Source organism: Microvirga sp. P5_D2, assembly GCF_054049475.1.
In genome coordinates, this window is the sequence record NZ_JBFUMH010000023.1 from 17,527 (window position 1) to 32,423 (window position 14,897).

Below are 14,897 nucleotides of genomic sequence, written 5' to 3' on the forward strand. Positions count from 1 at the left end.
CCGACACCCGACATCCATCGCAGCCACTTTCAGATTGAACGACAGGAGCCCTCATGTTGCGATATGTGGCCGGAAGGATCGGGCAGGCAGTCATCGTGCTCTGGGCCGCCTTCACCGTTTCGTTCATTCTCCTCCAGGCGCTCCCGGGCGATGCGATCCTCATCAAGTTCCTGAATCCGGAACTGGGCCTGGGACCGGCGCAGATCGCCGACATTCGTGCATCTTACGGAGCCGATAGCCCGATTGTGGCTCAGTACTTCCATACGATCGTGAATTTTCTGACCGGTCACTATGGCTACTCGATCCAGGCGGGCGTTCCCGTCAGCGCCCTCATCGCTGCCAACCTGACACCGACCCTGTGGCTTGCCTCGCTCGGCTTCCTGGTCGCAGTGATTGTCGCCATCGCACTTTCGGCACTCTCGGCGCTGACGTCTTTCTCCTGGCTCCGCTCCTTCATTCAATCAATTCCGTCTCTTTTCATTTCCATACCGGTCTTCTGGCTTGGCATCGTGCTCATCCAGATCTTTTCCTTTCGGCTCAATCTCATTCCCGTCATCAACCCCGGCCCATGGGAAGCATTCATCCTTCCCGTGCTGACGCTCGCGGTGCCGATCTCCGCGCCTCTCGCCCAGATTCTCATGCGCAACATCGACGACGTGCTGACCGAGCCTTTCGTCGCGGTGGCCCGTGCCAAGGGCGCATCCCATCGCTGGGTCGTGTGGCGGCATGTGGCGAAGAACGCCATCCTGCCTACGCTTACCATCGGCGGCATCCTGTTCGGCGAGCTTCTGGCGGGTGCCGTCGTCACGGAAGCTGTTTTCGGCCTCAACGGAATCGGCGGTCTCACGCAGCAGGCCGTCAACCACCAGGATACCGCGGTCCTTCAGGCCCTGGTGGTGTTCTCGGCGCTCGCGTTCGTCATCATCAACCTCCTGGTGGACCTGCTCTATCCCGTCTTCGATCCCCGCCTCAAAGTCAGAACAGGAGCCCTGGCATGACCAGCATGAATTCGACGGAGCGTAGCCTCCTGCGGGGCGAAGCAAGAGTGCTGGACACTTCGCGAACTCTCCTCCCCTCGCGCTGGGTCGGCGCAATCAAATCGATCCAGCCCGGCCTCGTACTGTCCTGGGTGGTAATCGCGATCGTGGTTTTGTGGGCGCTCATTCCGCAGGCATTTACAAGCTATAGCGGCACCGTCGGCATTGCCCGCCAACAGCTTCGTGCACCCAGTGCCGAGCATTGGCTCGGCACCGATGCCCTTGGCCGCGATCTCCTGGCGCGCATCATCTACGGCGCCAGTAACTCGCTATCGGGCGCGTTCGTGGCAGTCGGCGTCGGCCTGGCGGTCGGAACGGCGTTGGGGCTCATCGCAGGCACGGCGAGAGGCAAGACGGACACCATCATCATGCGTGGCATCGATGTCCTTTTGTCGATCCCCCAGCTCTTCCTGTCGCTCGGCATCGTCATCCTGCTCGGCTTCGGCACCGTCAATGCGGCCATCGCGGTTGGCGTCACGTCCATTGCCCGTTTCGCGCGGCTTGCGCGCTCCGAGGTGGTACGGGTGCGCGTCAGCGATTACGTGGAAGCGGCCTTCGGCAGCGGCGGCACCTTCACCCGCGTGCTGGTGCGCCACATCCTGCCGAATTCGCTGACCTCTGTGACGGCACTCGCGGCCCTGCAATTCGGCTGGGCGATTCTCGCCATCTCGACCCTCGGCTTCCTCGGCTACGGCGCACCTCCGCCTACGCCCGAATGGGGCCTTCTCATCGCCGAGGGACGCAACTACATCGCACGCGCCTGGTGGCTGACGACCGTGCCCGGTGTTGTCGTCATCCTCGTCGTGCTGTCGGCCAACCGCATCAGCCAGTCCTTCGGAAAGGTCAGAGCATGAGCGCGGCTATCAGCCTGAATTCCCCTGAACCGACTCTGTCGGATGTACCGGTTCTGGAGATCGGCAATCTCACTGTTGCCTATCGCGGCAAGGATTCGTTGCAGCGCGTCGTCCATAACGTGTCGCTCCAGGTGAAGCCGGGCGAAGTCGTCGCTCTCGTAGGGGAATCGGGTTCCGGCAAGACCACGACGGCACAAGCGGTCATCGGCCTGCTTGCGGACAATGGACAACTGGAATCCGGTGCCATCCGACTTAACGGAACGGATATCGCAGGCTGGTCGCAGAAGCGGCTCGATGCCATTCGCGGCAGCAAGATCAGCCTGATCCCGCAGGATCCCACGAGCTCTCTCAATCCGGTCAAGACCATCGGATCGCAGGTGGCCGAGGTGCTGGAAATTCACCGCTACGGCAGCAAGAGCGAGATCGACGCCCGTGTGATCGAGCTTCTCGCCCGTGTCGGTCTTTCCCAGCCGGAGTTGCGCGCCAAGCAATATCCGCATGAGTTATCCGGTGGCATGCGCCAGCGTGTGCTGATTGCCATCGCCATCGCGTTGAAACCTGCGCTCATCATTGCCGACGAGCCCACCAGCGCCCTCGACGTCACGGTGCAGAAAAGGATCCTCGATCTGATCGATGAGCTGCGCCGCGAATATGGCACCGCTGTTCTTCTCGTGACCCACGATCTCGGCGTTGCCGCCGACCGGGCCAACCACATCGTTGTGCTCAAGGGCGGCCGCATTCAGGAGCAGGGACCGACCGAGGAAGTGCTGTCAAACCCGCGCAGCGAGTATACGCAGAAGCTTCTGGCCGACGCGCCCTCTCTCGGAAAAGTTCGCCACACCTCCCGTGCGAAAGCGCGCCATGGGGTGGAGCCTGATCACGCCATCGTCCTTGAAAATCTGGTGCAGGATTTCACGATCGGCGGGCGAGAGACCTTTCGCGCAGTCGATCGGGTATCGTTTGCCGTTCAACGGGGATCGACCCACGCCATCGTCGGTGAATCCGGTTCCGGTAAGACGACCACGGCCCGCAGCGCTGTCGGTTTCAACAAGCCGACCAGCGGCCGCATCCTCATCGATGGTGTCGACGTTACCACCCTGCGCGGCGAGGCCTTGCGCCAGTTCCGCAGGAAAGTCCAACTCGTCTACCAGAACCCCTTCGCATCCCTCGACCCGTTGCAGACCATTTTCAGGATCGTGGAGGAGCCGCTTCTCAACTTCGATCCCATTCCACGCGAGGATCGTGCGAGGAAGGTGGAGGCTATTCTCGATCGCGTCGGACTTCCGCCATCGGCGCAGACCCGCAAGGCGCGCGCCCTCTCCGGCGGGCAGAGGCAGCGCGTGGCGATTGCGCGTGCGCTCGTGCTCGATCCGCAGGTTTTGGTTCTGGATGAGGCCGTATCGGCGCTCGACGTGACCGTGCAGGCGCAGATTCTCGCGCTGCTCGACGAGCTGCAACAGGCGCTCGGTCTCACCTACCTGTTCATCTCGCACGATCTCGCGGTGGTGCGGCAGATTTCGGATACGGTCTCCGTCCTGCACAACGGCCAGCAGGTCGATCACGGCAACATCGAAGACGTGTTCCTGCGGCCCACCAGCGCCTACACACGCGAGCTGATCGGCGCGATCCCCGGCCAGCGGCACGCCTTCCAGCATTGATTGAGAGTTTTTGAGCGGAGCAAGATTATGACAATCTCTTCACAGCCGAAGCGTCTGGGGTTCTTCACCCGCCTGCTCGATGAGGGAAGCGCAAGCGAACGCTACCGCCTCGCGGCCGAGCAGATCGTTCATGCGGAGCGCCACGGCTTCGACTCGGCCTGGGTGGCGCAGCACCATTTTCACGAGGCCGAAGGCGGATTGCCGTCGCCTCTGGTGTTTCTTTCATATGTTGCGGCCCGCACCTCGCGCATTCGCTTGGGGACAGGCATCATCACCGTTCCCTTGGAGCATCCGGTTCGCGTGGCCGAGGATGCTGCCGTTCTCGATCTCCTGTCGGGCGATCGGCTCGAAGTGGGCGTCGGAACGGGCGGAACGCCCTCCTCCTTCACAGCCTTTGGGCACGACAGCGCCAACCGCTCGGAGATTTACGAGCGCTATCTCGACATTATCCGCAAGGCCTGGGATGGGAAGCCGCTCGACGGCGGCGACAGCCTCTATCCTGCCGCTCCTTCACTGAACGAGCGTGTCTGGCAGGCAACCTTCTCCGTCTCGGGTGGAACGCGTGCAGGCAAGGCGGGCGACGGCCTCATGCTGTCGCGCACGCAGCCGAGACCGAAAGACAATTCCCGCGCTTCGCTTTCCGAAATCCAGCATCCCATCATCGATGCCTATCTAGAGGCCCTTCCCCAAGGCCGCGAACCGAGAATCGTTGCCTCGCGCAGCCTCTTCGTCGCGGACAACAGGAAAGAAGCCCTGCGCCTGGCGGAGCAGGGATTGCGGAAGGTTGTCGATCATTTCGCCGAGAAGGGGCACTTCATCCCGAGCGACGACCTTTCCGACATCATTGCCTCCCTCGATAGCCATGTGGGAACGCCGGATGACGTGATCGAATCCTTGAGCGCGGATACCGCCTTGTCCCGTGCGACGGACATCGTGTTCCAGGTCCATTCCATCGACCCGCCGCATTCCTACATCCTGCGCTCCATCGAGCTGATCGCGGGCAAGGTCGCTCCCGCGCTCGGCTGGCAACCTTCCTTCGAGCGCGCTGAGAAACGCGTCGCCCTCGTGCGCTGAGAACTTTCATTGAAACAGGAGCCTATCATGAGCACGACCACACCGGACATCATCGACTATCTGGCCGGGATTCTGCCGAATTCGCCTTTGGATAAATTGCGGGCGGAACGGCTTCAGGCGCGCGAAAATGCGCAGAAAAGCTATCTCGCTCTGTTCGAGCCCGCATTTCCGGGCGGAGTAACCCTGCTCGAGCGCTATGCAATCGCCACCTTCGTGGCAGGCCTTCATCGTCAGGGTCCCGTGCACGACTTCTACGCCGCTGGGCTGCAGACATTCGAGCAGAAGCAACTGGCCGAGGTCATCGCCGCGGAGATCCTGCGCGGTACGACCGAGGGACCCTATGGCCATTATCCGGATGGGCCTTTGTCGCGAGAGAACAAGGATGGCCTCGAGTACGAGGTTTTCGTAACCCATGCGAGTCTGCTCGGACCCAAGCTGGTCGCCGCCCTCGAACACGCGCATCTTCTCGTCTTCCACCCGCGCGATGCCAGCGGCGCGGCGTTGCAGAAGTTGATCGATGCGGGATGGTCCACCACGGACATCGTCACGATTTCACAGCTCGTCGCCTTCCTCTCCTTCCAGATCCGTGTTGTCGCGGGCCTGCGCGCGCTGGCTTCGGCCTCCAGAAAAGATGTCGATGTGACATCCATCTTCACCGGCGTTCTGGCCACCGGCACTGTTTAAGAAAGAGCCTCACCATGACCGATAAAATTCTCTCCCACCCCGACAATCGCGAACCGGTGGCTTTCACGCAGGAGGAACTAGGCTGGGTTCCGTGGCTAGAACCCTTGTCTGCCGATGAGCTGACGGACAGGCATTGGGCGGGCCTCGTGGATCCGTCCCGCGCGAAATCGCCGTACTTCCTTCTGCTTGCCCGCGACCCGGAGGTTCTGGAGGCGCGGACGAAGACGGACAAGGACATTTTCTATAACGTCAGCAGCGGCCTTCCCCGCGCCGAGCGCGAGCTCTCCGCCACGGCGGCCTCACGCTTCAATGGCTGCATCTTCTGCGCCTCCGTTCATTCGCGCTTCGCCACGGTTCATTCAAAACGCGGGGATGATATCCAGCGTCTGCTGGATGAGGGCGTCGATGCGGACATCGATGGCCGATGGAACACGATCATCGAAGCCTCGACGGCTTTGACGGCGATACCGCTTGCCTTCGGCGATGCGCAGATCGATGCTCTGCGCCGAGCGGGTCTCAGCGATCGGGAGATCATCGATGTCATCAATGGCGCGGCCTTCTTCAACTGGGCGAACCGACTGATGCTCTCCCTCGGTGAGCCGACACCTCCGGCCAAGGCCGCGTAGCACCGCGATCACGTTTTTGAAGGATAGAGGCGAATAACGGAGCGACAATTTACCTGTAATCCCAAGAAGCTTCATGCGAACCGCTTGGCGCCGGCGACGCAGAGGACAACGAGACCCGTCGCCGCAATCATCGTCCAGGCAACCGGTTCATGCAGCAGCAGGCTCGCCAGCGTCAGGCCAAAGAAGGGCTGAAGCAGTTGCAGTTGTCCGACGCCTGCGATGCCTCCTATCGCCAGACCGCGATACCAGAAGACGAAGCCGATCAGCATGCTGAAGATCGAGACATAGGCGAGCCCGAGCCAGGCCGGGCCGCCGATCCCACTCCACGATCCAGGCACCGTCATCAATGCAATGGCCGCCATCATCGGCAACGACAACAGAAGCGCCCATGAGATGACCTGCCAGCCCCCAAGCCGCCGGGACAGTGCGGCTCCCTCGGCATAGCCGAGGCCGCACAGTAGAATGGCTGCGACCATCAGCAGATCGCCGGTGAGCGAACCTGCGCCACTGTTGAAAAGGGCGAAGCCCGCAACGGTTGCCGCACCAAGGCCTGAGAAGAGCCAGAACACCGGCTTCGGCCGTTCGCCGCCCCGCAAAACGCCGAAGATGGCGGTCGCGAGCGGAAGGAGGCCGACGAAGACAATGGAATGCGCCGAGGTGATGTGCTGAAGCGCAAGGGCCGTCAGCAGTGGGAACCCGACCACGACACCGAGCGCGACGATGACAAGCGAACCAAGGTCGCTGCGTCGAGGCCTCATCTGCCTGAGAGCGACGAGAAACAAGGCGCCGAGAAGCGCGGCGATCACGGCACGGGCTGAGGTCAGGAACAACGGCGAAAAATCGCCGACGGCGATGCGCGTGGCCGGCAACGAACCGCTGAAGATGATCACACCCAAGAGGCCACTGCCCCACCCGTCCGTCGTTCGATCCATGAAACCTCACTCTCGGAACGCATCTTAGGATCGAAGACTTGGCTCGGACAGAGACAATGCGGTACAATTCGACAAAACTGTATGGGTACGGACAAGCATACAATCCACAGGGCGTACATGAAGACGACAGAACCGACACGCACCGGCGAAGTGATGGCCGCGATCCGCTTGAAGGTATCGAGCCGCTCTCTCGTCGCCGATGATCGCCTGCCCTCGATCCGAAGTTTTGCCACGACCATGGGCGTTTCACCATCGACGGTCGTCGAGGCCTATGATCGGCTTGCGGCCGAGGGTTTGATCCGCGCCCGGCGCGGTTCCGGCTTCTACGTCGCGGGCAGCGGCTTGCCACCGCTGGCGCTGGCGGAGACGGAGCCGCAGCGCGACCGGGCCGTCGATCCGTTCTGGGTCTCGCGGCAGTCGCTCGACGCCGATCCTGCAATGATGAAGCCCGGCTGCGGCTGGTTGCCTGCGGACTGGATGCCGCATAACGCGCTTCGTCGCGCGTTACGGACACTTGCACGGGCTGAAGGTTCGCTGCTCGCCGATTATGGGAGCACGCGCGGCTCAGCAACATTACGTCGGTTGCTCCTCGGCCGGTTTGCCGAAGAGGGCATCGAGGTTGCATCCAATCAAATCATGCTGACAGGTTCCGGGACACAGGCCATCGACCTGATCTGCCGTTTCCTGCTCAGGCCGGGCGACACCGTGCTGGTGGATGACCCATGCTACTTCAACTTTCAGGCACTGCTCCGGGCGCATCAAGTCAGAATCGTCGGTGTGCCCTACACGCCCACCGGCCCCGACATGGCAGCCTTCGAGGCGGCTCTCGCAGCAGAACGACCCCGCCTCTACATCACCAACTCCGCGCTTCATAACCCGACTGGCGCCACGCTCTCGCCGCAGACGGCTCACAGGCTCTTGAGCGCAGCCTCGGCGCACGACCTGACGATCGTGGAAGATGACATCTTCGCCGATTTCGAGCCGGAGCCATCGCAGCGTCTCGCCGTCCTCGATGGCCTCACCCGCGTCATTCGAATCGGCAGCTTTTCGAAGACGCTGTCCGCCTCGATCCGCTGCGGTTACATCGCCGCGCGGGCAGACTGGATCGAAGGCCTTGTCGATCTCCAGGTTGCTACCTGCTTCGGAGGGCCGAGCCCCATCGCGACCGAATTGATTGCTAGCGTTCTCGCAGGCGGCGGCTATCGCAAGCATATGGAGGAACTGCGCCAGCGCCTGACGCGGGCGAGACATGACATGGCGGCTCGGCTGGAGCCCCTCGGCATCCGGCCCTGGCTCATGCCGCGTGGCGGCTTCTATCTCTGGTGCCGTCTGCCGGAGAGCCAAGATTCCGCTGCGCTCGCTCGCAGGGCCTTGGAAGACAATGTTGTTCTGGCTCCGGGCAACGTGTTCAGCGTCTCGCAAACGGCCGGTGCGTTCCTCCGCTTTAACGTCGCGCAGTCAGACGATCCACGTATTCTGCCAGTGCTCATGCAGGCAATGCACACCCATCAGACTGAATGAAGATCCGGTCGCGCCTCAAGGCTCTCAATCACTCCGCATTCAGTCGCACGACACGCAGATTGTTGGTCGTGCCTGCTGCGCCGAAAGGCACGCCGGCCACGACGACGATGAACTCTGGCGGCTGGGCCAATCCCTCGGAGCGCGCATGCGCCTCGGCTTGCTCGACCATCTCCTCATACGAGTGGATGTCCTCCGAGCGGACGCTGTGCGCCCCCCAGAGCAGGCACAAACGGCGCGCCACGCTCTCATCGGGAGTGACGGCCAGAATTGCGACATCCGGGCGGGTTCGGGCGATGCGGCTCGCTGTGGTGCCGCTCGAGGTATAGGCAACGATGCATGGGGCATGGATTGCCTGAGCAAGATCGCCCGCCGCGCTGGCGACAGCATGGGGCGGGCTCTCCTCGATCTCTGACCTGATCGCCGTGACGATGGAGCGGTAGGCTTTGTCGTGCTCAGTTTTCGTGATGATGCGGTCCATCATCGCGACAGCCTCGACCGGGTACCGGCCCGAAGCGGATTCAGCCGACAGCATCACGGCATCGGCGCCATCGTAGATCGCCGTTGCGACGTCGGAGGCCTCAGCCCTGGTCGGTGTCGGAGCGCCGACCATGGAATCGAGCATCTGCGTCRCAATGATCACCGGTTTGACCGCCAGGCGGCAGATGCGCACCAGTTCCTTCTGACGCCCGGGTACTTCCTCCGGCGGAATTTCAACGCCGAGATCACCGCGCGCCACCATGACCGCATCGGACAGGCGGACAATATCGTCGATGGATTCGAGGGCCGAGGGCTTCTCGATCTTCGCGACGAGACCGGCGCGCTCGCCGATCAAGGCGCGGGCCTCGATCATATCGGACGGCCGCTGAACGAAGGACAGCGCCACCCAATCGATACCAAGTTCCAGGCCGAAGGCGAGATCGGTCCGGTCCTTCTGCGTGAGAGGCGACAGGTCCAGAACCGTGCCGGGCAGGTTGACGCCCTTGCGGTTGCTGATCTTGCCGCCCGTCACGACCCTGGCCTCGATGAAGTCATCGCCAAGCCCGTATGCCTTGACCCGGATGCGGCCATCATCGATGAGCAGGTCCTGCCCCGGAAGAATGGCCTCGAAGATCTCGGGATGCGGAAGAGGGATCGACATTCTGTCGCCATCGGTGCCGTGGAGAACGAACCGGATCGTCTCTCCCTCGGTCAGGATCAATGCGCCGTCCTTGAGCGTGCCGATCCTGATCTTCGGTCCCTGCAGATCCTGCAGGATGCCGATGGGCCGCCCGATATCTTTCTCGAGCGCCCGGATGGCGGCGTGGACGGCGGCGTGATCCTGATGGCTACCATGACTGAAGTTCAATCGGAAGGTGTCGACGCCGGCAAGGAAGAGTTCCCGCAGCTTGTCCGGCGAAGCGCTCGCCGGCCCGACGGTTGCGACAATCTTGGCATGGCGTTGTCGGCGCATGGTTCAGTCGGCCTTTTCTGGCCGCCTCCTCGGTCATGAGAAACGCATGGAATTCATGGGCATCGGTCAGGCCTAGCCCCGCCACTATGCCATCTCCAAGGGCTTCGAAAAACCCATGCCCATTATTTGCGGCACGAGAGACTTTGGCGGCCCTCTCAAGAGGGTAGGATGCCGGAGCATCCGTAGAGTGCCTAAACGCACACCTTTCCAACTCAGATAATGCCACGGTATACTACATTACAGTGGCCCCTGATGGAGACGGAGCATGCGCACGATCCTCGCAGTCCTTTGCCTGTTCTGTGGCTCTCTGGATGATGCCACGGCAGAAAGCCTCGACACATGGCAGGAGCGAAAGATCGAGCGATACCGGATCCTTCTCCGCGAATTGGCACCCTCAGATCCAAGCCCGGAATCCAGGGCTCCGATTGATTTGCCCGAAGGCCTGAAGAAAGCCATCCAGGATTGGACGCGCAGCTAAGGCACAGCCATCGTGGCATGGCCGTCTAGTATTGCTGTCAGGAAGAGCGGGTAGGATCAGTAAGCGCGTCGCCGATTTCATGGGCGCGTGCGCCTGCATCAGCCATCAATACCCCGGTTTGCCGCTCGATCATCCGGCGAACGCGTGGGGGATTGGGTCCTTTGTGAAGCGCTCGAAGCCTGTCGCCGACGGATGCGTCCGCGTGGGTCCGGCGCTGATTGTGCCGCACATATTCCAGCCATGTCGGGCTGTGGTAGCGCTCGATCCAGATTTCCGGATTTTCCAAATCGCGCAGCAGCGTCCAATGGCGCGCGCCATCCCGACGCCGGATGCGCCGGCGCTCGGCCATCACGGCGAGAAACGCCACGGTATCCGTCTCGCGAATGTCGTATTCGATCGTGACCACGATAGGGCCGCTGCGCGTTCGAACATCGAGAGCCACATCCGGCTCGGCCCACCGGTTCAATGGATCGAGATTGAGCGCCTTCAGCTCCGGCAAGGCAAATCGCAGGCCAAGTGCCGCTCCGGCCAGCAGCACAGCGGCCGAGATCAGAAGGGCATTCGATGTTCCATATTGTTCAGCCGCCATGCCCCAGATCCAGCTGCCGAAGGCCATGCCGCCGAATGTGGCCATCTGGTACAAGGCGAGAGCGCGTCCAACGACCCAGCGTGGCGACGATAGCTGCACGGTGGCATTGAAGCTGGCCAGCGCGAGCACCCAGCTGGCCCCGCCCAAACTCATTGCGGCGATACTCACGAACGCAATGCTGCTCATCCCCGCCACGGCCGCGCAGATCGCGAAGCTGATGAAGGCGATCCGAACCAAGGTCTCCAATGACATGGCCTGTCTGAGACGCGCGCTGAGGAGGGCGCCACCGACAGCGCCGACACCGAATGACCCAAGCAGAAGGCCGAAAGTGAGCGGCCCGCCTCGGATCAGGTCACGAGCGATGAGCGGCATCAGCGCCTGGACAGAGATGGCGGCAAGGCCGAATACCGCGCCCCGCAGCAGAACGACGCCGAGATTGGGCGACATGGCGACATAGCGGATGCCAGCCGCCATCGCGGTCCCCAGGGACTCCGGCGGCAGGACCCGGGGGATGCTGACAGGCTGCCAGCGCACCAGAACGAGGATCAGGCCAATATAGCTGAACGCATTGATGGCAAAGGCCGTGAAGGCACCCGCCGTGGCGACGATAAAGCCGCCCAGCGCCGGGCCGACACTGCGTGCGATATTGAAGCCCATGCTGTTGAGCGCAATCGCCGCCGGCAGATCGGAGCGGGGCACCATCTCCCCCACCAGCGACTGCCATGCCGGCCCGTTGAAGGCGGTGCCACAGCCGACCAGAAAGGTGAAGGTGAGCAGAAGCCAAGGCGTCACCAGCCCGAAATAGGCGAACAAGGTCAAAGCCACCGACACGGTCAGCAGGAAGAACTGCGAGGCGATCATCAGCTTGCGCCGGTCGAAGTTGTCCGCGATAGCGCCCGCCATCAGGGAGAACAGCATGATGGGCAGTGTCAGGGATGCCTGAACCAGAGCAATAAGATCGGCCGACGCGCCAATCGAGGTCATCAGCCAAGCTGCGCCGACCGACTGGATCAGACCGCCGAAATTGGAGGCGAGGCTTGCAAGCCAAACCGTGAGAAAGATGCGGTGCCGGAACGGAGACAAAGAGGAGGTCCCGCCAGCAAGCATTCCCGTCTCTCGCGATGTATGACGCACCCGACTTAAGCCTCCAGTTCCTACCTCATATCAGAACCGGCCCGGCTTGCCACCCATTTGGATCACGAATGGTCTAAGACCTTCGACCTGACAATCCCATAGTTTCAGGGAAGAAAAGAGCGGCCCATGCGAAGCTGGCGGCGTATTACAGCCTCCTCTGAGTGCATACCTCGGCTACCCCTTTTCACCGCCCCTAGTTTCCATCAGCACCTTGATGCTGTCGAGCGAGTTCGCCACGGCGATGGCACTGTCCCAGTCTTCGAGACTGTAACGATGCGTGACGATGCCCTTCGACGTGACCAGCCCGCGAGACAGCAGGCTGATGGCAATGGGATAGCAATAGGGCCCAAGGTGAGCTCCGCGGATGTCGAGTTCCTTGCGGTCACCGATGATCGACCAGTCGATCGTTACCGGCGCTCCGAAGACGGAAAATTCCACGAAACGACCAAGCTTGCGAATGAGGTTGAGACCCTGCTCGACTCCGGCCGGAGACCCGGTGGCTTCGATATAGACATCGCAGCCGTAGCCGTCGGTCAGCGAGCGGACAATCGCCAACGCATCCTGATCGCGGGGATTGATGACCACATCCGCGCCGAATGACTTTGCGAGCTGAAGTCTCTCGTCGACCATGTCGATCGCTATCAGCAGCTTCGGCGTCTTGAGCCGGGCAACTTGAACCATCATGAGGCCGATAGGGCCTGCGCCGGCGATCACCACCACATCGTCGAGCTGGATGTCGCCGCGATTGACGGTATGGATCGCACAGGAAAGCGGCTCGATGATCGCTGCATCGTCGTCGGAAATGCTCTCGTCGATCTTATGCACGCGCGCGGTCTGCGGAATGCGCATGTACTCGGCCATCCCGCCATCGGCCACGACGCGCTGAAAGCCGAAGATGTTGTGGACCTCGCACATCCAGTACTTCCCGGTCCGGCAGAACCGGCATTGATCGCACGGCACAATCTGTTCCGCGATCACGCGGTCACCGGCCTTGACGCCGAAATGCGGCGCAGCTTCCTGCCCCAGTTCATCCACATAGCCATAAAACTCGTGCCCGGGAATGACCGGCGGCTTCACATAAGGATTGTCTCCACCCCAGAACATCTTGGCGCCCGACCAGCACTTGCAGTCGCTGGCACAAATTCCGCAGGACGCAATTCGAAGCACCATCTCGCGCTCTCCAGGTACGGGACGATCCACCTGCTCGACGCGGTAATCCTCCGGGCCGTGGCAGACGATTGCCGTCATCCTGCGGTTGGAGCGTTGAGCATCCCCATCGTTCATCGCCATCTTCACATCTCCTGCCCTTGTGTCGTTCTCTCCAAGATCACCTGTCTGCGGCTTACGATACCGATGCCGCGAAGGACGATTTCAAGTCGGAATACAGCCGGCGATAGAGAACGCGCCGGGACGCAAGCGCCTCAGCCAACTCCGGCTCCGGTTCGATGACATGGGAGACCGGCGGGGGAGGACACGCTTCATCCAGACTCGCGCCCGAAGCGGCAATTCTGGCAAGGCGCGCTGCACCAAGTGCAGGCCCCACTTCGCCGCCATGGTGATATGTAAGAGGCCGCTGCAATGCGGCCGACAAAATTCGCCCCCACAGCTTCGAGCGCGCGCCGCCGCCGATGACCGACAGACCCGCGATGGGCCCGCCGCTTGCTTCCATGACGTCGAGGCCATCGGCCAAAGCGAAGGCTACACCTTCCAGAGCAGAACGCCCCAAATCGGCCCGCGTTGTCGCTCCGTCGAGGCCAAAGATAACACCGGATGCAGTCGGGTCGTTGTGAGGCGTCCGCTCGCCGCTGAGATATGGCAGGAAGACGAGACGGCTTTGCGTCTTCGTCGCGAGACCGGCTGCTTCCATTTCTGCAATCAAGGCTGCTTCATCGGCCGCACCAGAAATGCGGGCTGCAAACGATAATGTCGCTGCGGCCGACAGGATCACGGCCATCCGATGCCATAGGCCTGGGATGCAATGGCAAAACGCATGAACCGCCCGCTCCGGATCCTTCTTCAAGCTATCGTCGGCGACAAAAATCACGCCCGACGTGCCAAGCGAAACAAATGCCATGTCAGGATGTACAACACCGATGCCGACAGCACCGGCGGCATTGTCGCCGCCGCCTCCGGCTACGGGGATCCCGGGGCGCAACCCAAGCAATGCCGCAGCTTTCGCAGAGAGCTTTCCGGAAACTTCGGTACCTTCCACGAGGCGCGGCATATGCCGTTCATCGAGTCCGGTGGCTGCAAGCATCTCAGGCGACCATTGCCGCCGCCCGACATCGAGCCACAGGGTTCCGGCCGCATCGGACATCTCGCTGACTGCCTCATCAGTAAGCTTTAAACGCAGCCAATCCTTTGGAAGCAGAACCCGCGCGGTGCGCATGAAAATGTCGGGCTCATGCTTGGCCACCCAGATGAGCTTGGGCGCCGTGAAGCCGGGCATAGCGAGGTTTCCGGTGATCGAACGGCTTTGCGGTTCGCGTTGCTCCAGCTCCTTGCATTCCGCTCCCGCCCTGCCATCATTCCAGAGAATGGCGGGCCTCAGAACCTGATCTTGATTGTCGAGCAGAACCGCGCCATGCATCTGCCCGGACAATCCGATGCCAGCCACGGCATCGAGCGAGTGGTGTGACTTCAAGGCTCCCACCGCCGCCTGAGTGGCAGCCCACCAAGCCTGCGGATCCTGCTCGGACCACATCGGCCGCAGCCGCGATACGGTGAGAGGCGCCGATGCCTCCCCGACAAGCGCGCCGCCTTCATCAATGAGAATGACCTTGACGCTGGAGGTGCCTAAATCAATTCCCAGATACATCGGCCATCATCCTCGATAGGGTTATTCCCGCTTCACTCATCC

13 protein-coding genes are annotated in these 14,897 nt (G+C 61.9%); 8 read left to right on the plus strand and 5 right to left on the minus strand.

Features of this window, described 5'->3' with window-relative positions:
* Positions 1-53 precede the first annotated feature (53 nt).
* Genes ACXJKO_RS09385 through ACXJKO_RS09410 form a run of 6 tightly spaced genes read left to right on the plus strand, consistent with a single transcriptional unit; the run spans position 54 to position 5,933 of the window.
* Positions 54-998, plus strand: coding sequence for an ABC transporter permease (locus ACXJKO_RS09385; RefSeq protein ID WP_457090818.1), 945 nt, complete (start codon positions 54-56; stop codon positions 996-998).
* Positions 995-1,891, plus strand: a complete 897-nt coding sequence (locus tag ACXJKO_RS09390; RefSeq protein WP_457090819.1) for an ABC transporter permease — start codon at positions 995-997, stop codon at positions 1,889-1,891. The genes ACXJKO_RS09385 and ACXJKO_RS09390 overlap by 4 nt, the downstream gene beginning before the upstream one ends.
* Positions 1,888-3,549 carry a dipeptide ABC transporter ATP-binding protein gene (locus ACXJKO_RS09395; protein WP_457090820.1) on the plus strand — a complete coding sequence of 554 codons (1,662 nt, stop codon included), beginning with the start codon at positions 1,888-1,890 and terminating at the stop codon, positions 3,547-3,549. Before ACXJKO_RS09390 ends, ACXJKO_RS09395 begins: the two co-directional genes overlap by 4 nt.
* 27 nt (positions 3,550-3,576) lie before the next feature.
* Entirely contained in the window at positions 3,577-4,623 is a 1,047-nt protein-coding gene (locus ACXJKO_RS09400; RefSeq protein WP_457090821.1) for a putative FMN-dependent luciferase-like monooxygenase, read from the plus strand.
* 27 nt (positions 4,624-4,650) lie between these two features.
* Entirely contained in the window at positions 4,651-5,307 is a 657-nt protein-coding gene (locus ACXJKO_RS09405; RefSeq protein ID WP_457090822.1) for a CMD domain protein, read from the plus strand.
* A gap of 14 nt (positions 5,308-5,321) precedes the next feature.
* Positions 5,322-5,933, plus strand: a complete 612-nt coding sequence (locus ACXJKO_RS09410) for an alkylhydroperoxidase domain protein (RefSeq protein ID WP_457090823.1) — start codon at positions 5,322-5,324, stop codon at positions 5,931-5,933.
* 71 nt (positions 5,934-6,004) lie between these two features.
* On the opposite strand, the gene ACXJKO_RS09415 is transcribed toward ACXJKO_RS09410, so the two are convergent.
* Positions 6,005-6,865: a DMT family transporter gene (locus tag ACXJKO_RS09415; protein WP_457090824.1), complete on the minus strand. Its 861-nt coding sequence runs from the start codon at positions 6,863-6,865 to the stop codon at positions 6,005-6,007.
* A gap of 117 nt (positions 6,866-6,982) precedes the next feature.
* Here ACXJKO_RS09415 and ACXJKO_RS09420 point away from each other — a divergent pair, with 117 nt between their 5' ends.
* Complete coding sequence (locus tag ACXJKO_RS09420; RefSeq protein WP_457090825.1) at positions 6,983-8,386, plus strand: aminotransferase-like domain-containing protein; 1,404 nt, start codon at positions 6,983-6,985, stop codon at positions 8,384-8,386.
* A 28-nt stretch (positions 8,387-8,414) separates the two neighbouring features.
* Here ACXJKO_RS09420 and pyk read toward each other — a convergent pair whose 3' ends face one another.
* Positions 8,415-9,836 (minus strand): pyruvate kinase, encoded by a 1,422-nt coding sequence (gene pyk, locus ACXJKO_RS09425; RefSeq protein WP_457090826.1) that lies wholly within the window; start codon positions 9,834-9,836, stop codon positions 8,415-8,417.
* Positions 9,837-10,101: 265 nt separating this feature from the next.
* Here pyk and ACXJKO_RS09430 point away from each other — a divergent pair, with 265 nt between their 5' ends.
* Positions 10,102-10,314, plus strand: coding sequence for a hypothetical protein (locus tag ACXJKO_RS09430; protein WP_457090827.1), 213 nt, complete (start codon positions 10,102-10,104; stop codon positions 10,312-10,314).
* A gap of 37 nt (positions 10,315-10,351) precedes the next feature.
* Here ACXJKO_RS09430 and ACXJKO_RS09435 read toward each other — a convergent pair whose 3' ends face one another.
* The 3 genes from ACXJKO_RS09435 to xylB all read right to left on the minus strand — a co-directional run bounded on the left by ACXJKO_RS09435 (position 10,352) and on the right by xylB (position 14,855).
* The gene (locus tag ACXJKO_RS09435; protein WP_457090828.1) at positions 10,352-12,010 is read right to left on the minus strand and encodes an MFS transporter; all 1,659 of its coding nucleotides are present in this window, start codon (positions 12,008-12,010) and stop codon (positions 10,352-10,354) included.
* Positions 12,011-12,211: 201 nt separating this feature from the next.
* Positions 12,212-13,327 (minus strand): alcohol dehydrogenase catalytic domain-containing protein, encoded by a 1,116-nt coding sequence (locus ACXJKO_RS09440; RefSeq protein ID WP_457090829.1) that lies wholly within the window; start codon positions 13,325-13,327, stop codon positions 12,212-12,214.
* 52 nt (positions 13,328-13,379) lie between these two features.
* The gene (gene xylB, locus ACXJKO_RS09445; protein WP_457090830.1) at positions 13,380-14,855 is read right to left on the minus strand and encodes a xylulokinase; all 1,476 of its coding nucleotides are present in this window, start codon (positions 14,853-14,855) and stop codon (positions 13,380-13,382) included.
* Positions 14,856-14,897 lie beyond the last annotated feature (42 nt).

Coding starts and splice junctions, on each gene's coding strand:
- ACXJKO_RS09410 (WP_457090823.1), top strand. CDS start 5,322: ATGACCGATAAAATTCTCTCCCACCCCGACAATCGCGAACCGGTGGCT.
- ACXJKO_RS09430 (WP_457090827.1), top strand. CDS start 10,102: ATGCGCACGATCCTCGCAGTCCTTTGCCTGTTCTGTGGCTCTCTGGAT.
- ACXJKO_RS09415 (WP_457090824.1), bottom strand. CDS start 6,865: ATGGATCGAACGACGGACGGGTGGGGCAGTGGCCTCTTGGGTGTGATC.
- ACXJKO_RS09405 (WP_457090822.1), top strand. CDS start 4,651: ATGAGCACGACCACACCGGACATCATCGACTATCTGGCCGGGATTCTG.
- ACXJKO_RS09395 (WP_457090820.1), top strand. CDS start 1,888: ATGAGCGCGGCTATCAGCCTGAATTCCCCTGAACCGACTCTGTCGGAT.
- ACXJKO_RS09440 (WP_457090829.1), bottom strand. CDS start 13,327: ATGGCGATGAACGATGGGGATGCTCAACGCTCCAACCGCAGGATGACG.
- ACXJKO_RS09390 (WP_457090819.1), top strand. CDS start 995: ATGACCAGCATGAATTCGACGGAGCGTAGCCTCCTGCGGGGCGAAGCA.
- ACXJKO_RS09385 (WP_457090818.1), top strand. CDS start 54: ATGTTGCGATATGTGGCCGGAAGGATCGGGCAGGCAGTCATCGTGCTC.
- ACXJKO_RS09435 (WP_457090828.1), bottom strand. CDS start 12,010: ATGCTTGCTGGCGGGACCTCCTCTTTGTCTCCGTTCCGGCACCGCATC.
- ACXJKO_RS09420 (WP_457090825.1), top strand. CDS start 6,983: ATGAAGACGACAGAACCGACACGCACCGGCGAAGTGATGGCCGCGATC.
- xylB (WP_457090830.1), bottom strand. CDS start 14,855: ATGTATCTGGGAATTGATTTAGGCACCTCCAGCGTCAAGGTCATTCTC.
- ACXJKO_RS09400 (WP_457090821.1), top strand. CDS start 3,577: ATGACAATCTCTTCACAGCCGAAGCGTCTGGGGTTCTTCACCCGCCTG.